This is a genomic window from Pseudomonas sp. AS2.8 (assembly GCF_014190935.1).
Lineage (GTDB): Bacteria > Pseudomonadota > Gammaproteobacteria > Pseudomonadales > Pseudomonadaceae > Chryseomonas.
Window position 1 is genome coordinate 629,926 of record NZ_JACHVV010000003.1, and the last position, 17,799, is coordinate 647,724.

At 64.3% G+C, this 17,799-nt stretch carries 16 protein-coding genes, 1 tRNA gene and 1 pseudogene; 10 read left to right on the forward strand and 8 right to left on the reverse strand.

The genetic code is table 11. The features are described from left to right. The 6 genes and pseudogenes from FHR73_RS15345 to FHR73_RS15370 all read left to right on the forward strand — a co-directional run bounded on the left by FHR73_RS15345 (position 1) and on the right by FHR73_RS15370 (position 5,960). A complete protein-coding gene (locus FHR73_RS15345) occupies positions 1-1,764 on the forward strand; it encodes a type I secretion system permease/ATPase (RefSeq protein ID WP_183632417.1) in 1,764 nt (587 codons plus the stop codon). Further along, positions 1,764-3,086, forward strand: coding sequence for an HlyD family type I secretion periplasmic adaptor subunit (locus tag FHR73_RS15350; protein WP_183632418.1), 1,323 nt, complete (start codon positions 1,764-1,766; stop codon positions 3,084-3,086). The genes FHR73_RS15345 and FHR73_RS15350 overlap by 1 nt, the downstream gene beginning before the upstream one ends. A gap of 4 nt (positions 3,087-3,090) precedes the next feature. After that, the gene (locus FHR73_RS15355) at positions 3,091-4,485 is read left to right on the forward strand and encodes a TolC family outer membrane protein (protein WP_183632419.1); all 1,395 of its coding nucleotides are present in this window, start codon (positions 3,091-3,093) and stop codon (positions 4,483-4,485) included. A 395-nt stretch (positions 4,486-4,880) separates the two neighbouring features. Further along, the gene (locus tag FHR73_RS15360) at positions 4,881-5,159 is read left to right on the forward strand and encodes a type II toxin-antitoxin system RelE/ParE family toxin (protein WP_183632420.1); all 279 of its coding nucleotides are present in this window, start codon (positions 4,881-4,883) and stop codon (positions 5,157-5,159) included. A gap of 9 nt (positions 5,160-5,168) precedes the next feature. Beyond that, the gene (locus FHR73_RS15365; protein ID WP_183632421.1) at positions 5,169-5,450 is read left to right on the forward strand and encodes a HigA family addiction module antitoxin; all 282 of its coding nucleotides are present in this window, start codon (positions 5,169-5,171) and stop codon (positions 5,448-5,450) included. Positions 5,451-5,667: 217 nt separating this feature from the next. After that, positions 5,668-5,960 (forward strand): annotated as a pseudogene (locus FHR73_RS15370) (helix-turn-helix domain-containing protein). A gap of 165 nt (positions 5,961-6,125) precedes the next feature. On the opposite strand, the gene FHR73_RS15375 reads toward FHR73_RS15370, so the two are convergent. Beyond that, a tRNA-Thr gene (locus tag FHR73_RS15375) sits at positions 6,126-6,201 on the reverse strand. A gap of 118 nt (positions 6,202-6,319) precedes the next feature. Between FHR73_RS15375 and FHR73_RS15380 the strand changes: the two genes are divergently transcribed. Beyond that, positions 6,320-6,667 carry a hypothetical protein gene (locus tag FHR73_RS15380; RefSeq protein ID WP_027597345.1) on the forward strand — a complete coding sequence of 116 codons (348 nt, stop codon included), beginning with the start codon at positions 6,320-6,322 and terminating at the stop codon, positions 6,665-6,667. A gap of 155 nt (positions 6,668-6,822) precedes the next feature. Here the strand turns inward: FHR73_RS15380 and betA are convergent, their stop codons facing one another. From betA to betI, 3 genes are all read right to left on the reverse strand, one after another. Beyond that, a complete protein-coding gene (betA, locus tag FHR73_RS15385) occupies positions 6,823-8,565 on the reverse strand; it encodes a choline dehydrogenase (RefSeq protein WP_183632422.1) in 1,743 nt (580 codons plus the stop codon). Positions 8,566-8,655: 90 nt separating this feature from the next. Continuing rightward, positions 8,656-10,128: a betaine-aldehyde dehydrogenase gene (betB, locus tag FHR73_RS15390; RefSeq protein WP_183632423.1), complete on the reverse strand. Its 1,473-nt coding sequence runs from the start codon at positions 10,126-10,128 to the stop codon at positions 8,656-8,658. 261 nt (positions 10,129-10,389) lie between these two features. Then, positions 10,390-10,977, reverse strand: coding sequence for a transcriptional regulator BetI (betI, locus tag FHR73_RS15395; RefSeq protein WP_183632425.1), 588 nt, complete (start codon positions 10,975-10,977; stop codon positions 10,390-10,392). A gap of 195 nt (positions 10,978-11,172) precedes the next feature. Between betI and FHR73_RS15400 the strand changes: the two genes are divergently transcribed. After that, positions 11,173-11,583 (forward strand): helix-turn-helix domain-containing protein, encoded by a 411-nt coding sequence (locus tag FHR73_RS15400; protein ID WP_158890383.1) that lies wholly within the window; start codon positions 11,173-11,175, stop codon positions 11,581-11,583. After that, entirely contained in the window at positions 11,567-12,568 is a 1,002-nt protein-coding gene (locus FHR73_RS15405) for an LLM class flavin-dependent oxidoreductase (RefSeq protein ID WP_183632426.1), read from the forward strand. Before FHR73_RS15400 ends, FHR73_RS15405 begins: the two co-directional genes overlap by 17 nt. Before the next feature lie 256 nt (positions 12,569-12,824). Here the strand turns inward: FHR73_RS15405 and nfsB are convergent, their stop codons facing one another. Genes nfsB through FHR73_RS15420 form a run of 3 tightly spaced genes read right to left on the reverse strand, consistent with a single transcriptional unit; the run spans position 12,825 to position 15,646 of the window. Further along, a complete protein-coding gene (nfsB, locus tag FHR73_RS15410) occupies positions 12,825-13,472 on the reverse strand; it encodes an oxygen-insensitive NAD(P)H nitroreductase (RefSeq protein ID WP_183632427.1) in 648 nt (215 codons plus the stop codon). A gap of 18 nt (positions 13,473-13,490) precedes the next feature. Further along, a complete protein-coding gene (locus FHR73_RS15415; RefSeq protein WP_183632428.1) occupies positions 13,491-14,639 on the reverse strand; it encodes an L-dopachrome tautomerase-related protein in 1,149 nt (382 codons plus the stop codon). Next, the gene (locus FHR73_RS15420; protein ID WP_183632429.1) at positions 14,639-15,646 is read right to left on the reverse strand and encodes a zinc-binding alcohol dehydrogenase family protein; all 1,008 of its coding nucleotides are present in this window, start codon (positions 15,644-15,646) and stop codon (positions 14,639-14,641) included. Before FHR73_RS15420 ends, FHR73_RS15415 begins: the two co-directional genes overlap by 1 nt. A gap of 104 nt (positions 15,647-15,750) precedes the next feature. Here FHR73_RS15420 and FHR73_RS15425 point away from each other — a divergent pair, with 104 nt between their 5' ends. Then, positions 15,751-16,659: a LysR family transcriptional regulator gene (locus FHR73_RS15425; protein WP_183632430.1), complete on the forward strand. Its 909-nt coding sequence runs from the start codon at positions 15,751-15,753 to the stop codon at positions 16,657-16,659. Between the two features lie 57 nt (positions 16,660-16,716). Here the strand turns inward: FHR73_RS15425 and FHR73_RS15430 are convergent, their stop codons facing one another. Then, on the reverse strand, positions 16,717-17,742 hold the full coding sequence (locus FHR73_RS15430; protein WP_183632432.1) for an alpha/beta hydrolase: 1,026 nt from the start codon (positions 17,740-17,742) through the stop codon (positions 16,717-16,719). Between the last annotated feature and the right edge of the window lie 57 nt (positions 17,743-17,799).

The window sequence follows — 17,799 nt, forward strand, 5'->3', positions numbered from 1 at the left end:
ATGCAATCCAAACCCAAGACAGATCTCGAGCAGGCGTTGATTGCCTGCAAGGGCAGCTTTCTAACGGTCGGCTTTTTCAGCCTCTTCATCAACCTGCTGCTGCTCGTCCCTTCCTTCTACATGCTGCAGGTCTACGACCGTGTCCTGAGCAGCAGCAGCATCACCACGCTGGTCATGCTCACCCTGATCATGCTGCTGCTGATGGCAACTTATGGCGCCTTGGAGTGGATCCGTTCGCGCATCCTGGTACGCGTCTCCACCCGCCTGGACCTGGTGCTCAACGAGCGTCTCTATGATGCCAGCTTCAAGCAGGCGCTCTACACCGGCGGTGCTCAGGCCTCGGCACAACCGTTGAATGACCTGACGGGTCTGCGCCAGTTTCTGACCGGGCAGGGGCTGTTCGCCTTCTTCGACGCCCCCTGGCTGCCGATCTACATCGCGGTGATGTACTTCTTCCACCCACTGTTCGGTGCCCTCACCGTGCTGGGCGCCATCCTGCTGATCCTCCTGGCCTATGCCAACGAGAAGCTAACCGGCAAGCGGCTGGCCGAGGCCAACCAGGAAAACGCCCGGGCGACCCAGTTCACCAGCAAGAACCTGCGCAACGCCGAAGTGGTGGCCTCGATGGGCATGATGCCCAGCCTGTTCAAGCAGTGGCGCAAGCGCAATACCCATGTGTTGGCCCTGCAGGCCCGTGCCAGCGAGCACGGCGGTGCTCTGAGCAACCTGTCCAAGACCCTGCGCATGGTGCTGCAGTCGCTGATCCTGGGCCTGGGTGCCTGGCTGGTCATCGACCACCAGATCACCCCCGGCCTGATGACCGCCGGCTCCCTGTTGCTGGGCCGCGCCCTGGCGCCTATCGATCTGATGATCGGCAGCTGGAAAGGCTTCATTTCCGCCCGCGGCCAGTACGCCCGTCTGAACGAGATGATGCGCAACGTGCAGGCCGAACCGCCACGCATGTCGCTGCCGGCGCCCAAGGGTAATATTTCGGTCGAGCAACTGATCCTGACGCCGCCGGGTGCCTTCCAGCCGATCCTCAAGGGCATCTCGTTCAACGTCACCGCGGGGGCCTCGGTCGGCATTCTCGGTGCCAGTGCGGCGGGCAAGTCGACCCTGGCGCGCGCGCTGCTGGGCATCTGGCCGGCGCAGAGCGGCAAGGTGCGCCTGGACGGCGCTGATATCGCCCAGTGGAAGCGCGAAGAGCTCGGTCCGTACATTGGCTACCTGCCGCAGGACATCGAACTGTTCGACGGCAGCATCAGCGACAACATCGCCCGCTTTGGCCAGGTGGATGCCAAGGCCGTGGTCGAGGCCGCTGAACTGGCCGGGGTGCACGAGATGATCCTGCGCCTGCCCCAGGGTTACGACACCATCATCGGCGCCAACAGCGGCGCGCTTTCCGGTGGTCAGCGCCAGCGCATCGGCCTGGCCCGCGCCGTCTATGGCAATCCGCGGCTGGTGGTGCTGGACGAGCCCAACTCCAACCTCGACGAGGCGGGCGAGAAGGCCCTGGGCGCGGCGCTGCTGCGGCTCAAGCAGACCGGCGCGACGCTGTTCATTGTGACCCACCGCGTCAGCGTCCTGGCCTATGTCGACAACCTCATCGTGATGAACGATGGCCAGATCGTCATGTCCGGCCAGCGTGATCAGGTCCTGGCGCAACTGCAGGGCCGCCCCGCGGCAACGCCCGTGGCCGCCGCTGAAACCGAGTCCCTGCCCAAAACCGATGGCAGCGCTGAGCAATCGGGAGGTATGGCCTGATGAACACCCAGTATCTCGCTGAAGCCGAGGCCGAGGGCCTCAAGGTTTCCGACAAGCCGGTCCGTCGACTCGGCTATATCATCCTGATCGTAGTCTTTGGTCTGGGCGGTCTCTGGGCCGGTCTGGCCCCACTCGACAGCGCCGTGCTCGCCCAGGGCTATCTGACCATCAAGAGCTCGCGCAAGACCGTGCAGCACCTTGAAGGCGGCATCGTTAAGGAGCTGATGGTCCACGACGGTGACCACGTCAAGGCCGGCGACACCCTGGTGCGCCTGGACGACACCCAGGCCCGTGCCCAGCTCGAAGCAGCGCGCAGCCAACTGATCGCGTCCCAGGCACTGGAAGCGCGGCTGATCGCGGAGCGCGATGACCTGAAGGATGTGACCTTCGGCACCAGCGACTTCCCCGAGGACGATAAGCGTGTCCAGGAAGCCCGCAACAGCGAACGGCAGATATTCCTCGCCCAGCGCAATGCACGTCTGGGTGAGATCGACGTGCTCAAGAACAAGAGCGCCGAACTCGAGCAGCAGATCCGCGGCTTCTCGGCGATCATCCAGAGCAAGCAGGGTCTCTCGCAATCCTATGGTAGCGAGATCAAGGACCTGAGCGAGCTGCTCAAGCAGGGCTACGTCAACAACGAGCGCCTGCGTGACCAGGAGCGCAACCTGTCCCGCTTGCAGGCCGAGATCGCCGATCAGCAATCGGCCATCGCCCGCGCCAAGGTGCAGATGGGTGAAACCAAGTTGCAGATCCTGCAGACCACCCAGAAATTCAAATCCGACGTGGCCAACAAGCTGGCCGAGACCCAGTCGCGCATCTATGAATTGCGCGAGCGGGTAGGGGCTTTGCAGGACACCGTGAATCGTACGGTGATCAAGGCACCGGTCGACGGCATGGTCATGGGTCTGGCGGTGCATACCATCGGCGGCGTCGTGGCGCCCGGTACCCACCTGCTGGACATCGTGCCGCTCGGCGCCGACCTGCTGGTCGAGGTCGAGGTACAGCCGAACGATATCGACCGTATCGAGCTGGGCAAGCTGGCCGAGGTGCGCTTCAGTGCCTTCAAGAACGCCACCACCCCCATCCTGGAAGGCGAAGTCGTCTATATCTCCGCTGACCGCTTTACCAACGAGCGGACCGGTGCGCCTTACTATCTGGCGCGCGTGACCCTGACCGACAAGGGCCGGGCCGACCTGGGCCGTCGCGAGCTGGTACCGGGCATGCCGGCCGAGGTGCTGATCAATACCGGCGCCCGTACCCTGCTCAACTATCTGCTCAAGCCGGCGCGCAATGCCATGGCGCGCTCGATGATCGAGGAGTAAGGCGATGTTCAAGCCCGCCCGACTGCTTCTCGCCCTGGGCATGGCCCTGCCGCTGCTGGGTCAGGCGGCGCCTGTCGCTACCCCTGAGCCGGCGGCCTATCTGGATCTTTGGCAGCTGTACCAGAAGACCATGGAATCCGATCCCCGCATCGGCGGCGCGGATGCCCAGGTCAAGGCCAGTCAGGGGCAGCAGGACGGTGCCTTTGGCCAGATGCTGCCGCAGCTGAGCGGTGGTGCCTCCACCAGCCGCATCAAACGTACCGAAGGCCCCCAGACGCTGTTCTATGACGGCCAGACCTACAACCTGAGTCTGACCCAGGCGATCTACAACCCGGCCGCCTGGCGTGGCTTCAAGAAGTACAGTGAGCTCACCAAGCAGTATCGCTCGCTGGCCGAAGACACCCGCATCCAGTCCGCTGCGGACGTAGTCCAGCGCTACTTCGCCGCCCTGGCGGCCGAGGATGAACTGGAGCTGGCCACCGCCGAGCGCAAGGCGACCCAGCGCAACCTCGACAGCGTCTCGGCGCTGTTCGACCGGCAGCTGGCGACCATCACCGACAAGCTGCAGCTGTCCGCGCGCGTGGACAGCTTGAAGACCGCGGAAATCGAAGCCAAGAACCAGATCCAGGTGACGCGCGAAGCGCTGGCCGAACTGGTCGGGCGGGATATCTACCAGCCCTTCAAGCGCATCGATGACCGCACCCTCTTCACCGCGTTGCCGGGTACGGAAACCGATTGGGTGCAGTCGGCCATCAATCACAATCCGGCGTTGCAGGCCAAGCAGGAAGCCCTGAACTCGGCGGAATACGCCGTCAGCGAGGCCAAGGCCGGGCACTTGCCTACCTTGAGTCTGCAATTCGGCGCGCAACGCAGTGACTTTGCCTACGAGAACGTCATCGCCGCGGACGTCGTCGATACCTACTCGGCCAGTCTCAATTTGCAGATTCCGATCTATAGCGGTGGCTCGGTGAGCGCCCGGACGCGGAGTCTGTACGGCTCCCAGGAATCGGCCGAAGAAGACTACGAGGCGGTGCGTCGCCAGGTGGTCAAGGAAACTAAGACCGCCTACCTGAAGAGCTTTGCTAGCCTGAGCAAGATCGAGTCGTCGCGCAATGCGCTGAACTCAGCGGTCAAGGCGCGTGAGGCGAGTGAGAAGTCCTTCTCCTTCGGCGCGGCCACCGCGGTGGACGTGCTGAATGCGGTGCGCCAGGAGTACAGCGCCCGGCGCGACTACCTGCGTGCGCAATACGACTTCATCACCAACCAGCTGGTCCTGCTGCGCTGGAGCGGTGACTTCAAGGATGCCGATATCCAGCGTATCAATGCCTGGCTGACCGTGCCCAAGCCTGACGAGACGCGCAAAACAGGGCTCAAGCCGGAAGAAGCCGATAAAAGCTAACTAGCTTGGGCTCGCCTAGGTCGGCGGAAAACAAGTCATCGGCTAATGCCAGTCAGTCAACGCTGACTGGCATTTTTGTTCCGGAGCTGTATGCGCGCCCTTGTTGCCCAGTCGGGAGCAGATCAACTCTGCTGCCTGATTGCACAAAGGGAATAGTGCGCTATCTGAGTCAGGCCGCATCCCCGGGCCATCTGGGTTTGTGCCACGCGTCAACACCGTGCCTCCAGTAGCCAAGCCTCAGCGTCTCAAATCTAAGCTCTGCAGTAAGGTATATGCCCTTCCTTAAGTGCCCCGCCTGCAGAGGGTTAGGCATAGTGGACTGGCTATAAGCCTAAAAGGTAGTTTTTGCGACTGCAGATCTTGAAAGTGTAAACAGATTGATTACACTCTGCGTCATGATCAAGACGTTCAAGCACAAGGGCCTAGAGGCCTTTTTCAGGACGGGAAGTACGAAGGGGATTCAGGCTACGCATGCGAAACGGTTGACCCTGGTGCTGGGCGTATTGGATCAAGCTGCCCGCCCTGATGAGATTGACATGCCAGGCTTTCGCCTGCATCCGCTCAAAGGGAAGCTGACCGGTTACTGGTCCCTTTCCATCAGTGGCAACTGGCGGGTGATCTTCCGTTTTGATGGCACGGATACCGAGCTCATTGACTACCTCGATTACCACTAAGGAGGTCCTATGGCCATGCATAATCCCCCGCATCCGGGCGCCGTTCTAGAAACGGTGTTTGAAGAAACCCCTATCAAAATTGCTGAAGCAGCGCGCAAGCTTCATTTCAGTCGTGTCTATCTGTCCGGCGTGGTCAATTGCCGTAAGCCCATTAGAGCGGATCTTGCCGTTCGCCTTGAGCGAGCGGGTTTGTCCACAGCGCGGTTCTGGCTATCCATGCAGTCGGCCTACGACCAATGGGAAGCCGAGCAGGCTGATCAGCCTGAAGTCGAGCGTATCGCCGCAGCGTAAGCGCCTGCATCGACAGCTGTTAGCCCAGCCCTTAGAGGGGCATGCAGATTATGTCCATTCAGGGACGTCGATAGGGTCAGGGTCTTGATTGCCGCTATCTGTTTACCACTACGTAGCGATCCAAAAAATAATCAGGGTTGGCGACCAAGGCGACGCGGCGCAGCGTGATAAGCAGTTGATCCGCTCGTGGCGGATAAAGACTTGGTGGAGAGCTGCAATGACCGCAAAGCGTATGTACAAAGGCGACATCTCTGAGGCGATTCACTCCTCAGCAGCCATGCTGCACAAAGTTGGAGCGCTGGATAAAGCCACTATGCGTGACTTCGATGCGCGACATCTGGTGGTACCTGAAATGATTGAGCCAGCGCAAATCAGGCATATTCGAGAGGCTAATAATGTCAGTCAGCCGGCATTTGCCCGCTATCTAAACGCCATTGAGAAGTAGGAAGCCGGCGCCAAACGCCCAAGCGGTATGGTTCCCAGAAGCACGGTTTAGAAGTGTTGGCCTAGAGGTCCACATAACCGCAGCGCAAAACGGTAACCGTGCCGAAGCATGCGTATAAGGTGGCCGGGCTAGAGCGTTGTCGCTGCTCGACTGGAGCGAAGAAGACAGCAAACGCGACAGGCTAAAACGAAAAAGGCCAGCGTTTGGCTGGCCTAAGACGTTATCTATGATGGTGCCGGCACCAGGAGTCGAACCCGGGACCTACTGATTACAAGTCAGTTGCTCTACCAGCTGAGCTATACCGGCAAGGGGGAGGCCATTATAGCCATGGAAAAGCCCTTGTAAACCAAGGATGTGCGTAGGTTAAGGCTGGCGTAAGGCAGCTGAGGCTAAAATGACGCAAAGAGCTTGCAAGGAGCCACTGATGAGAACCAAAACCCTGGCCTTCCTGGCCGCTGCCCTGGCGGGTTGCACCAGTCAGGCGAATCTTGAACGCAATCCGCCCATGGAGCTGCGCACCGGCAAGAGTGCCGAGGACTATCGCACCTGCCTGGTGACCGGTCTGGAAAAGGACGGTCGGCATGTGCTGGTCCAGCCACAGGGCAGCAGTGGGCAGCGTGTGCTGGTGGACAGCAAGGTGCCAGGCGCCACGGCGGCCATCATCGACATCGGGTCGGCGTCGCGCGGTACGCGCATCCAGTTGCGCGAGCAGATGGCCAACAATCCGCTGCGGCCGCGGACCATTTTGACCGCGGTGAAGGATTGTCTGTGAAGTAAGGCGGTAGGCGGCCATTACCCTGGCCCTCTTCTCTTAGAGAGGCGGGAGAGCGGGCTACTTACTGAGCTTTGGCCAGACGGTTCGAGCATCCAGAGTTAGATACAAGAAGGGCGCCCCAGGGCGCCCTTCTTGCGTTCGGCTGCCTGGGATCAGGCGGCCGGCTGGTTGCGACGTTCCGGTACCGGCTCGGCGGCGCGCTGACCGTTGACGTCACGCAGCGGGGTACCCCGTACCGGTGCGCCGTTGGCGACGTAGTAGGCGGCATTGCTGCGCGGCAGCGGAGCGCGACCGCGAATTTTGTCGGCGATCTTCTCGGCGATCATGATGGTCGGGGCATTGAGGTTGCCCGTCGCGATGATCGGCATGATGGAGGCGTCCACTACGCGCAGACCTTCCAGGCCGTGGACGCGACCGGCGCCGTCGACCACTGCCATGTCGTCGGTACCCATCTTGTTGGAGCAGGACGGGTGGTAAGCGGTCTCGGCATGGGAGCGCACGAAGGCATCCAGCTGGGCGTCGGTCACGCAGTCGCGGCCTGGGTTGATCTCTTCGCCACGATAGGGGTCTAGCGCCGGCTGCTGCATGATCTCGCGGGTCAGGCGGATGCCGTCGCGGAATTCGCGCCAGTCCTGCTCGGTGCTCATGTAGTTGAACAGGATGCTCGGATGCTGGCGCGGATCGCGCGAGGTCAGTTCGATGCGGCCACGGCTGGGCGAGCGCATGGAGCCGACGTGGGCCTGGAAGCCATGGGCCTCGATGGCGTTGGTGCCGTTGTAATTGATGGCGATCGGCAGGAAGTGATACTGGATGTTGGGCCAGTCAAACTCTTCGCTGGAGCGGATGAAACCGCCCGCCTCGAAGTGGTTGCTGGCGCCCAGGCCGGTGCCTTTGAGCATCCATTCCAGGCCGATCTGCGGCTGGTTGTACCACTTCAGCGCCGGGTACAACGAGACCGGCTGCTTGCACTCGTACTGCAGGTACATCTCCAGGTGGTCCTGCAGATTCTGGCCGACGCCGGGCAGGTCATGGACCAGCGGGATGTCGAAGCGACGCAGCAGCGGCGCGGGGCCGACGCCGGAGCGCTGCAGGATCTGCGGCGAGGCGATGGCGCCGGCGCAGAGCAGGACTTCCCGACGGGCGCGCACGGTGATGGCTTCCAGCGAATCGCCCTTCATGTAGGCCACGCCATTGGCGCGCTTGCCCTCGAAGAGGATGCGATCGGTGGTGGCGTGGGTAACGATGGTCAGATTCGGGCGACCCTTGGCCTGATCCAGGTAACCGCGGGCGGTGCTGGAGCGTCGGCCGTTCGGAGTGACGAAGCGATCCATCGGGCCGAAGCCTTCCTGCTGGTAGCCGTTGAGGTCTTCGGTGCGCGGATAACCCGCCTGGACACCGGCTTCGACCATGGCTTCGAACAGCGGATTGGTGTTCGGCTTGGCAGTGGTCACCGAAACCGGACCGTCGCCGCCGTGCCAGTCGTTGGCACCGGCATCGCGCTTCTCGGCCTTGCGGAAGTAGGGCAGGCAATCGAGGTAGGTCCAGTCGTCCAGGCCGTCGAGTTGCGCCCAGTTGTCATAGTCCAGGGCGTTGCCGCGGATGTAGCACATGCCGTTGATTAGCGAGGAGCCGCCCAGACCCTTGCCGCGGCCGCATTCCATCCGGCGGTTGTCCATGTGCGGCTCGGGCTCGGTCTGGTAGGCCCAGTTGTACTGCTTGCCCTGCAGCGGATAGGCCAGAGCGGCTGGCATCTGGGTGCGGAAGTCCAGGCGGTAGTCGGGACCGCCGGCTTCCAGCAGCAGGACGGTGACGTCCTTGTCTTCGGTCAGCCGGGTGGCCAGGACGTTGCCAGCCGAGCCGGCGCCTATGACGATGTAATCGAATTCGTGTGCCATGAAGATTCTCCTCCTAACGGCGGGTGGGGTGGTCACCCCATCCCCGGGCCCTCTCCAGCGGAGAGGGGAGAAAAGCGCTACTGAAGCGGCTTAGAAGATCGAGGCGTAATCGCCCATCTCGACCTGCACCGACTTGATACGGGTGTAGTGGCCGAGGGTGGTGAGGCCGTTTTCGCGCCCGACGCCGGAGTGCTTGTAGCCACCCACCGGCATCTCGGCGGGGGATTCGCCCCAGGTGTTGATCCAGCAGATGCCGGCTTCCAGGCGATGGATCATGCGGTGGGCACGGGCCAGGTCACGGGTGACCACGCCGGCGGCCAGGCCGTACTCGGTGTCGTTGGCGCGGCGCACCACCTCGTCCTCATCGGCATAGGCCAGGATGCTCATGACCGGGCCAAAGATCTCTTCGCGGGCGATGGCCATGTCGTCACGGCAATCGGTGAAGACCGTAGGGGCGACGAAGTTGCCCTTGGCCAGTTCGCCCTGGGTAACGCGCTCGCCACCGGTGAGCAGGCGGGCGCCTTCGGCTTGGCCCTGGGCGATGTAGCCCAGCACCTTTTCCATGTGCGGGGTGCTGACCAGCGGCCCGAAGTTGGTCTCGGCGGCCAGGGGATCGCCTAGCTTGATGCGCTTGACCCGCTCCACCACCTTGGCCTCGAAGTCGGCCTTGAGCGCCTGGGGCACGAAGACGCGGGTGCCGTTGGTGCAGACCTGGCCGGAACTGAAGAAGTTGGCCATGACGGCGATGTCGGCGGCGCGATCCAGGTCGGCGTCATCGCAGACGATCAGCGGCGACTTGCCGCCCAGCTCCATGGTGACTTCCTTGAGGGTCGAGCCGGCAGCGCTGGCCATGACCTTTTTGCCGGTGGCGACGCCGCCGGTAAAGGAAATCTTCTCGATGCCGGGATGCTCGGTCAGGGCCACGCCGACCTCCGGGCCGACGCCATTGACCACGTTGAACACGCCATCGGGCAGACCGGCCTCGGTATAGATCTCGGCCAGCTTCAGCGCGGTCAGCGGGGTGACTTCGCTGGGCTTGAAGATCATGGCGTTGCCGGCGGCCAGGGCCGGGGCGGACTTCCACAGGGCGATCTGGATCGGGTAGTTCCAGGCGCCGATGCCGGCGACCACGCCCAGCGGCTCGCGGCGGGTATAGACGAAGGAGGTCTCGCGCAGCGGGATCTGCTCGCCTTCCAGGGCCGGAACGAGGCCCGCGTAATATTCGAGCACGTCGGCGCCGGTGACGATGTCCACGGCCTGGGTCTCGGACAGGGCCTTGCCGGTATCGAGGGTTTCCAGCAGCGCCAGCTCGTCGTTGCGCTCGCGGAGGATGTCCACGGCCTTGCGCAGGATGCGCGAGCGCTGCATGGCGGTCATCGCGGCCCAGACCTTCTGGCCGGCGGCGGCAGCAGCTACTGCCTTGTCCACGTCGGCGCGGCTGGCACTCTGCACCGTGGCGAGCACTTCGCCTGTGGCGGGATTCAGGGTTTCGAAGGTGGTGCCACCGGTAGCGGCGACATAACGGCCACCGATGTACAGCTGCTGTTCGGCGAAACGGGCCATGGACGTTCTCCCAGGCTGGGCGGGCGCCGTGGCACCCGCAAGGAACACAGGGGGCGCAAAAGAAAGGTCTCTCTGCGCCAGCGATGAATCCAGTCTACTTAATTTTTATTGAACGTTCAATCAATGAAAAATTCGCAGGCGTGCCGAAACGGGGCGATGGGCGGCCCAGAGCGGTTCTGTCGAAGCGGGGAGAGGGAGGGAACGCGGACGGAGAGCCCCGACCGGAGCAAGCCGGGCAGGGTCTAAGCGATCAGGGAGGCGTCAGGCCTTGGCCAGTTGCAGGTCCAGGTAGTCGTAGGCGATCTGCAGGGCCTGCTGGGTATTGAAGGTGTCGCCGGAGAGGGCGCCGCGCAGCCAGAGGCCATCGATGATGGCGGCCAGGCCGCGGGCCGAGGCGCGCGCCTGCTGATGGGGCAGGAGGCGGCGGAATTGCCAGCAGAGGTTCGAGTAGAGGCGCAGGTCGTTGATGCGTTGCAGGCGGCGCAGATTGGGCTGGTGCATGCTGGTGGCCCAGAAGGCCAGCCAGGTCTTCATGGCCGGGCCGCTGACTTGGGTATCGTCGAAGTTGCCCTGGATGATGGCACGCAGGTTGGCGGCGGGGTCGTCACCGGGTAGGGCGGCGCGACGTTCGCGCACGGCCTGGCGCAGGGCATTCATCAAATGCCGCATGGTGGCTTCGAGCAGGCCGTTCTTGTCTTGGAAATAGTGGCTGATGATGCCGTTGGAGACGCCGGCCTTGCGGGCGATGAAGGCGATACTGGCGTCGCCCATGCCGACTTCGTCGACGGCTTCGAGGGTCGCGGCGATGAGCTGCGAACGGCGGATGGGCTGCATCCCGACCTTGGGCACGAGGCATCTCCTGAACAGAGCGGAAGGAGCCTCGGAGGGTAACTATTTTTTATTGAACGTTCAATCAATAAAAACGATCACGGCCTTCCGGATTGTGCCCTGGCCAAAGCGGCAATACCAGTCCTGACAGGTGGTTACTTTTAATAACCGCCCGAAAGGCGTAGGCTGGGAGCCAGTTCTGCTTCGAGGATCGCCATGGACGCCGTGGTCAGTCGTATCTCCAGCCGTCGCCGCCTGCATGCCCATGCCTGTCCCATTCGGGATGTGCTGGACCGGATCGGCGATGCCTGGTCCTTGCTCACGCTCTTCACCCTGGAACCCGGCCCGCTGCGCTTCAACGAATTGCGCCGGCGGGTCGACGGCATTTCCCAGCGCATGCTCAGCGTGACCCTGCGTCAGCTGGAGCGCGATGGCCTGGTGTCCCGCACGGTGACGCCGACCAAGCCGCCCCAGGTGGAATACGCCCTCACCGAACTAGGCCAGAGCCTGATGGTGCCGGTGGGCGCCCTGGCCGCCTGGGCCTCCGCGAAGCAGCCTTTCATTCAGCGCCATAGGGCGGCCTACGATCAGGCCGCCGAGGAGAATCCTGATGACCCGTCTCTCTAAGACCGCCCTGTCGGTCCTCGACCTCGTCCCCATCCGCGACGACGGCGATGCGACCCAGGCGCTGCACAATGCCCTGACCCTGGCCCGCCATGTCGAGCAGCTGGACTTTTCCCGCTACTGGGTGGCGGAGCACCACAACATGGACGGTATCGCCAGCTCCGCGACCAGCGTGTTGCTGGGCTATCTGGCCGCCGGTACCAGCACCCTGCGCCTGGGTTCAGGCGGCATCATGCTGCCCAACCATGCGCCCTTGGTGGTGGCCGAGCAGTTCGGCACCCTGGCCTCGCTGTATCCGGGCCGTATCGAACTTGGTCTGGGCCGCGCGCCGGGCTCCGATCAGCGCACTGCCTATGCCCTGCGGCGCGACCGCCTGGGCAGTTCCGACGACTTCCCGCGGGATGTGGAAGAGCTGCAGCACTACTTCGGGCCGCAGCAGCCGGGGCAGGGCGTGATCGCCATGCCCGGCGTGGGCACCGAGGTGCCGATCTGGCTGCTGGGGTCGAGCCTGTTCAGTGCCCAGCTGGCGGCGGCCAAGGGCTTGCCCTACGCCTTCGCTTCGCACTTCGCGCCGCGCTACGTGCACGAGGCGATCCGGCTCTATCGCGAAAACTTCAAGCCGTCCGAAGTGCTCGATCGTCCCTATGTGATGCTCGGGGTACCCCTAGTAGCGGCCGACAGCGACGACGAGGCCAATTACCTGGCCACCACCGTCTACCAGCGCATCCTCGCCCTGTTCCGCGGCGACAGCCTGCGTCTGCAGCCGCCGGTGCGCAGCATGGAAGGGGTCTGGCTGCCCCACGAGAAGGAGTCGGTGTCGAGCTTCCTTGGCATGGCGGTGATCGGTGGCCCGGACAAGGTCCGCGAACGCCTGGAGCTGTTGCTGGAAAAGACTGACGCCGACGAGCTGATCTTTACCTGCGACGTCTATGAGCAGGCGGATCGCTTGCGCGCCTTCTCGATCCTGGCGGATCTGAAGGGCGGTTGACGGACCGTAGGGCGGGTTGAGACGGCTCGTTCGCCTACGCCCACTAGGTCCCGACAAAAAAAGCCAACCGTTTGTAGCGGTCGGCTTTTTTTTGTCCGTAAGAAAGCTGCGTAGCTGCCCATGTTGGGCTTCGCTGTACTCAGCTCCGCCTACGGCATGTATAGCGTGGAAAACTGGAGAGCGTTTTCCACTGGCAGCTACCGGCGCGCACTGTGGATAAGGTTGCACCGTTATCCACGCTACGGAGCGGTGGGTTTTACAGGAAGGTAAAGACCTGCTCCCGGGTCAGGCGGGACTTTGGTAGGCCGGCGTTGAAGTCGCTTTCACCGCGATAGCCCAGACCGACCACCACCAGGGCGGTGTAGCCCTGTTCGCGCAGCCCCAGTTCCTGGTCCAGGCTGTTGGCGTCGAAGCCTTCCATGGGGGTGGCATCGATGCCCAGGGCGGCGGCGCCCAGCAGCAGGGTGCCCAACGCCAGGTAGGTCTGCTTCTCCATCCAGTGCTGCACATCCTTGCGCTCATGACGATGCAGGTCGACGAAATGACGACGGGTACCGTCCTGGGTGGCGCGCGCTTCGGGCTTGGCGAAGCGGCCGTCCTGGGCTTCCTGTTCCAGCACCTGGGCCAGATGGCCTTCGGTCATTTCCAGGCGGGTGCACAGCACGATGACGTGGGAGGCCGGCAGCACCTTGGGCTCGTTGTAGGGGCTTTGCATGCCACGGGCGACGCGCGCCTTGGCCTCGGCACTGGCAGCGACCACGAAGTGCCACGGCTGGGAGTTGACCGAGGAGGGCGCTTGGCGCAGCAGCTCCAACAGTTCCTCGACCTGTTCGGCCGGGATGCTGCGGGAGCCGTCGAAGGCCTTGGTGGTGTAACGGGTACGGGCGATCTGGGACAGCTGCATGGATAACTCCTGATCGGATCAGTGGGTGGGGGCCGGCTGGGCGTCGATCTTGACGCGGAACAGGCTGTAGGGCTTCTGGCGCAGGTCCTGGCCGCTGTGGAACTGGGCCTGGCGATGGAGCTGGTTGGCGGTGAAATAGAGGTAGCCGTCCGGCCCGATGCTGAAGGTGTCGGGCCAGAGCACGCGGGGATCGTGGACCAGGGTCTTCCAACTGCCATCGGCCTGGCGCTGGCGCACCGCGTTGTGCTCGTAGTCGCCGGCATAGACGCGCCCCTGGGCATCGGCTTCGAGGCCGTCGGAGGCGCCCTTCTCGCCGAGATCCTGCACCCCGGCGCGGACTTGGGCCTCGCTCGCCTTGGGATCACGCAGCAGGGCGGTGGGCACGGCATAGAGATGGCGGCTGGACAGCGGGCTGAAGTAAAGGGTGCCGCCGTCCGGTGACAGGGCGATGCCATCGCTGGCGATGGCCGGCCGGACCTTGCTGCCATCGGGACGTTGCATCAGCAGCGGCTCGCCTTCCACCACCGGGACGAAGCTGGGATCGACGTTGGCCTGGGGCGCGCCGGTCAGGCGGCGCTGGGCCTGGCCGGTGGCGAGGTCGAGGATGATCAGGCCGCCGGGAGGCGCCGAGTCGGTGACATAGGCCACCCCGGCGCGACCGACGCGAAAGTCGAAGCGCACGTCGTTGACGTAGCTGTTGGGTTCGAGCACCGCCGCGGGGAAGACCAGGGTCCTGGCGACCTTGTTGGTCTTGAGGTCGATGGCCACCAGCTTGACGCCGCCGGCCTTGGGCGCGGCAAAACCCGGGGCGGCGGTGTCCAGCACCCAGAGGTGCCCGCGACCATCGGCCACCACGCTCTGCACGCTGATGAAGCCCTTGCCCGGCTGGCCGGGCGTTTCCACGTTCAACGCGGCATCCGGGTAGGGTACCGCCTTGCCGTCCTTGAGTTCGGCGACGGTGAAGGGCACGTCGTCGCCCCAGCGGGGATAGTTGACGAAGATCCGCCCGGTCTCGCTGACGGTAACCCCGGTGGGCATGGCGTCCTGGAAGGCGAACACCTGCTCCAGCTGGCCCAGGGTACGCTCCTGGGGCAGCGGCGCGGCCTGGGCCGTCAGGCTACCCACGGCCAGGGCGACGGCGAGGGTCAGGGCACTGCAGCGAGGCATCAGAAACCCTCCAGCACGAGCTTGCCGCGGGCCTGGTGGCTTTCCAGCCGAGCATGGGCACGTCGCAGGTTGGCGGCATCGATCCGGCCCAGGTGTTCGCCCAGGGTAGTCTTGAGGGTGCCCTGGTCGATCAGCCCGGCGACGCGTTCGAGGATCTCGTGCTGGCGCACCTTGTCCGGGGTCTGGAACAGCGAGCGGGTGAACATCAGCTCCCAGTGCAGCGACAGCGACTTGGCCTTCATCGGCACCACGTCGAGTTGCGCCGGATCGTCGATCACACCGAGACGGCCCTGGGGCCGCAGGACATCCACCAACTGGGTGAAGTGCTCATCGGTGTGGGTGAGGCTGGCGACCAGAGTCACGCCGTCCAGACCGAGGGCTTCGAGCTGGGGCCGCAGTGGCTGGTGATGGTCGATGACGTGATGAGCACCCAGCTGGCGCACCCAGTCCTGGGTTTCCTGGCGCGAGGCGGTACCGATCACCGTCAGCTTGGTGAGCTGACGGGCCAGTTGCACCAGCACCGAGCCGACGCCACCCGCCGCACCCATCACCAGCAGCTGCTGGTCGGCGCCGCCGCCTTCGGTTGCGCCGAGACGGTCGAACAGCAGTTCCCAGGCGGTGATGGCGGTCAGCGGCAGGGCCGCGGCCTGGGCATGATCCAGGCTCCTGGGCTTGTGCCCGGCCAGGTGTTCATCCACCAGATGCAGCTCGCTGTTGCAGCCGGGGCGGAACAGCTCGCCGGCATAGTAGACCTCGTCACCCACGGCGAAGCGGCTGACGGCGCTGCCCACTGCCCGCACCACGCCGGAGACGTCCCAGCCCAGCACCTTGGACTCGCGCTGCACCAGGCCCTGGCGCACCTTGGTGTCGACCGGATTGACCGACACGGCGCGGACTTCCACCAGCAGGTCATGGGCCTCAGGCGTGGGATCGGTCAGCACGGCGTCCTGCAGGGCACGGGGATCGCTGGCGGGGAGGGTGGTGTCACCGTGGATGATGGCTTTCATGGACGGATTCCTTTGTACGATAAGAAGACATGGCCCATGGTCGTCTTCATGCTCGACCAGAAAAAGCGGCAGAATCGGATAGCACCTTCACTGCAGGAGTGAAAATGATCCGCTTCGACGACCTTGGCCTCTTTGTACGCTCCGCCGCCCTGGGCAGCTTTTCCCGCGCGGCCCGCGAGGCAGACCTCTTGCCGGGTCAGGTGAGCGCCGCCATCGGCCGCCTGGAGCGCGAACTGGGCATCCGCCTGTTCGCCCGCTCGACCCGCAGCCTGCGACTGACTGCCGAGGGCGAGGCCTATCTGCCCTATGCCCGCGAGGTGCTGGAGACCTTGCGCGAAGGGCGTGAGCGGTTGCAAGGGGAGAGCCCGGAATTGCGAGGGGTGCTGCAGGTGGCGGCGCCTTCGGATCTGGGGCGTAATCTCTTGCTGCCCTGGCTGGCCGAGTTTCGTCAGCGCCATCCCGGCCTGACGCTCAGGTTGTATGTCTCGGACCAGCAGGCCGACGTCTATCGCGATCCGGTGGACATCGCCATCCGCTACGGCCGCAGTCAGGACGACAGCCTGGTGGCCCTGCCGCTGGCCCCGGACAACCGCCGGCTGCTGGCGGCGGCGCCGACCTATCTGGTCCGGCAGGGTGCGCCGCGCAACCTGGACGATCTGTCCGGGCACGCCTGCCTGCTCTACCAGCTGCATGGTCGCACCTATGACAAGTGGAGCTTTCCACAGGCCGACGGTGGCCTGCGCCAGGTGGCCGTCAGCGGCCCCTTGCAGAGCGATGATGCCGAGGTGGTGCGGCGCTGGGCGGTGGCCGGAGAGGGCATCGTCTACAAGTCCTGGCTGGACATGCGCGACGATCTGCAGAGCGGTCGGCTGGTGCGCCTGCTGCCCGATCAGCCCGGCGAGCCCTTGCCGCTGCAGCTGTTCTGCCCGCACCGACGGCAATTCTCGCCCGCTGTGCGGCAGCTGCATGGCTGGCTGGCGGAACGCTTTGCGGCTCTGGGCAAGCAGCCCTGAAACGCAAAGGGGGTGGCTCCGCGAACGGAACCACCCCCTCGGGTACCACGCCCAGTCTTACTGCAGGTGCTGCTTCAGCAGCTGGCCGGCCTGGGTCAGCGAAGCCTGGACCTCGGGCACCTTGGCCAGGACGTTGAGCAGGCCGTAGTCATGGATCATGCCGTTGTAGCGCACCTGGACGACATCGACGCCGGCCGCGTTGAGCTTGCGGGCATAAGCCTCGCCTTCGTCACGCAGCACGTCGTTCTCGGCGGTCTGCACCAGCGCCGGCGGCAGGCCCTTGAGTTGGGCCTCGCTGGCCCGTAACGGCGAGGCATAGACGTTGGCGCGCTCGGTCTCGCTGGTGGTGTAGTTGTCCCAGAACCACTTCATCATGTTGCGGGTCAGGAAGCGGCCCTCGGCATAGGTCTGGTAGGAGCCGTTGTCGAAGCTGGCATCGGTCACCGGCCAGAACAGCACCTGGTAACGCAGCTTGGGCGTGCCCTTGTCCTTGGCCATCAGGCTGACCACCGCGGCCATGTTGCCGCCGACGCTGTTGCCGGCCACCGCCAGGCGACTGCCGTCGACATCGATCTCCTTGCCATGCTCGGCGACCCACTGGGTCGCGGCATAGGCTTGGTTGATGGCCACCGGGAAGTGGGCCTCCGGACTCGGGGTGTAGTTGACGAACACCGCCGTGGCGCCGGACGCCACCACCAGGTCACGCACCAGGCGCTGGTGGGTAGGGAAATCACCCAGCACCCAGCCGCCGCCGTGGAAGAACATGAAGGCCGGCGTCTGCCCCTTGGCGTTCGCCGGGCGGACGATGGTCAGCTGCAGCGGCTTGCCGTCGACCTGGATGGTCTTTTCGCTGGTCTTGACCCCCGAGAGATCGACCTTGACGCCGGACTGGGCGCCGGACAGCACCGCACGGGCGTCCTTGGGACTCAGGGTTTCCAGGGGTTTGCCACCGCTGCCGTTCAGGGCGTCGACGAAGCCCTGGGTGGTGCGTTCCAGGGCCGGATCGGGCTGGGGTGCGGCAAAGGCGCTGCCCAGGGCCAGGGTGAGCGCGGAAAGGCCAAGCAGGCGAGAGACGGTACGCATGACAGATGACTCCTCGAACGGAAAGGACCGGGCGCCTCGGCTGAAGCGCCTGGGTAA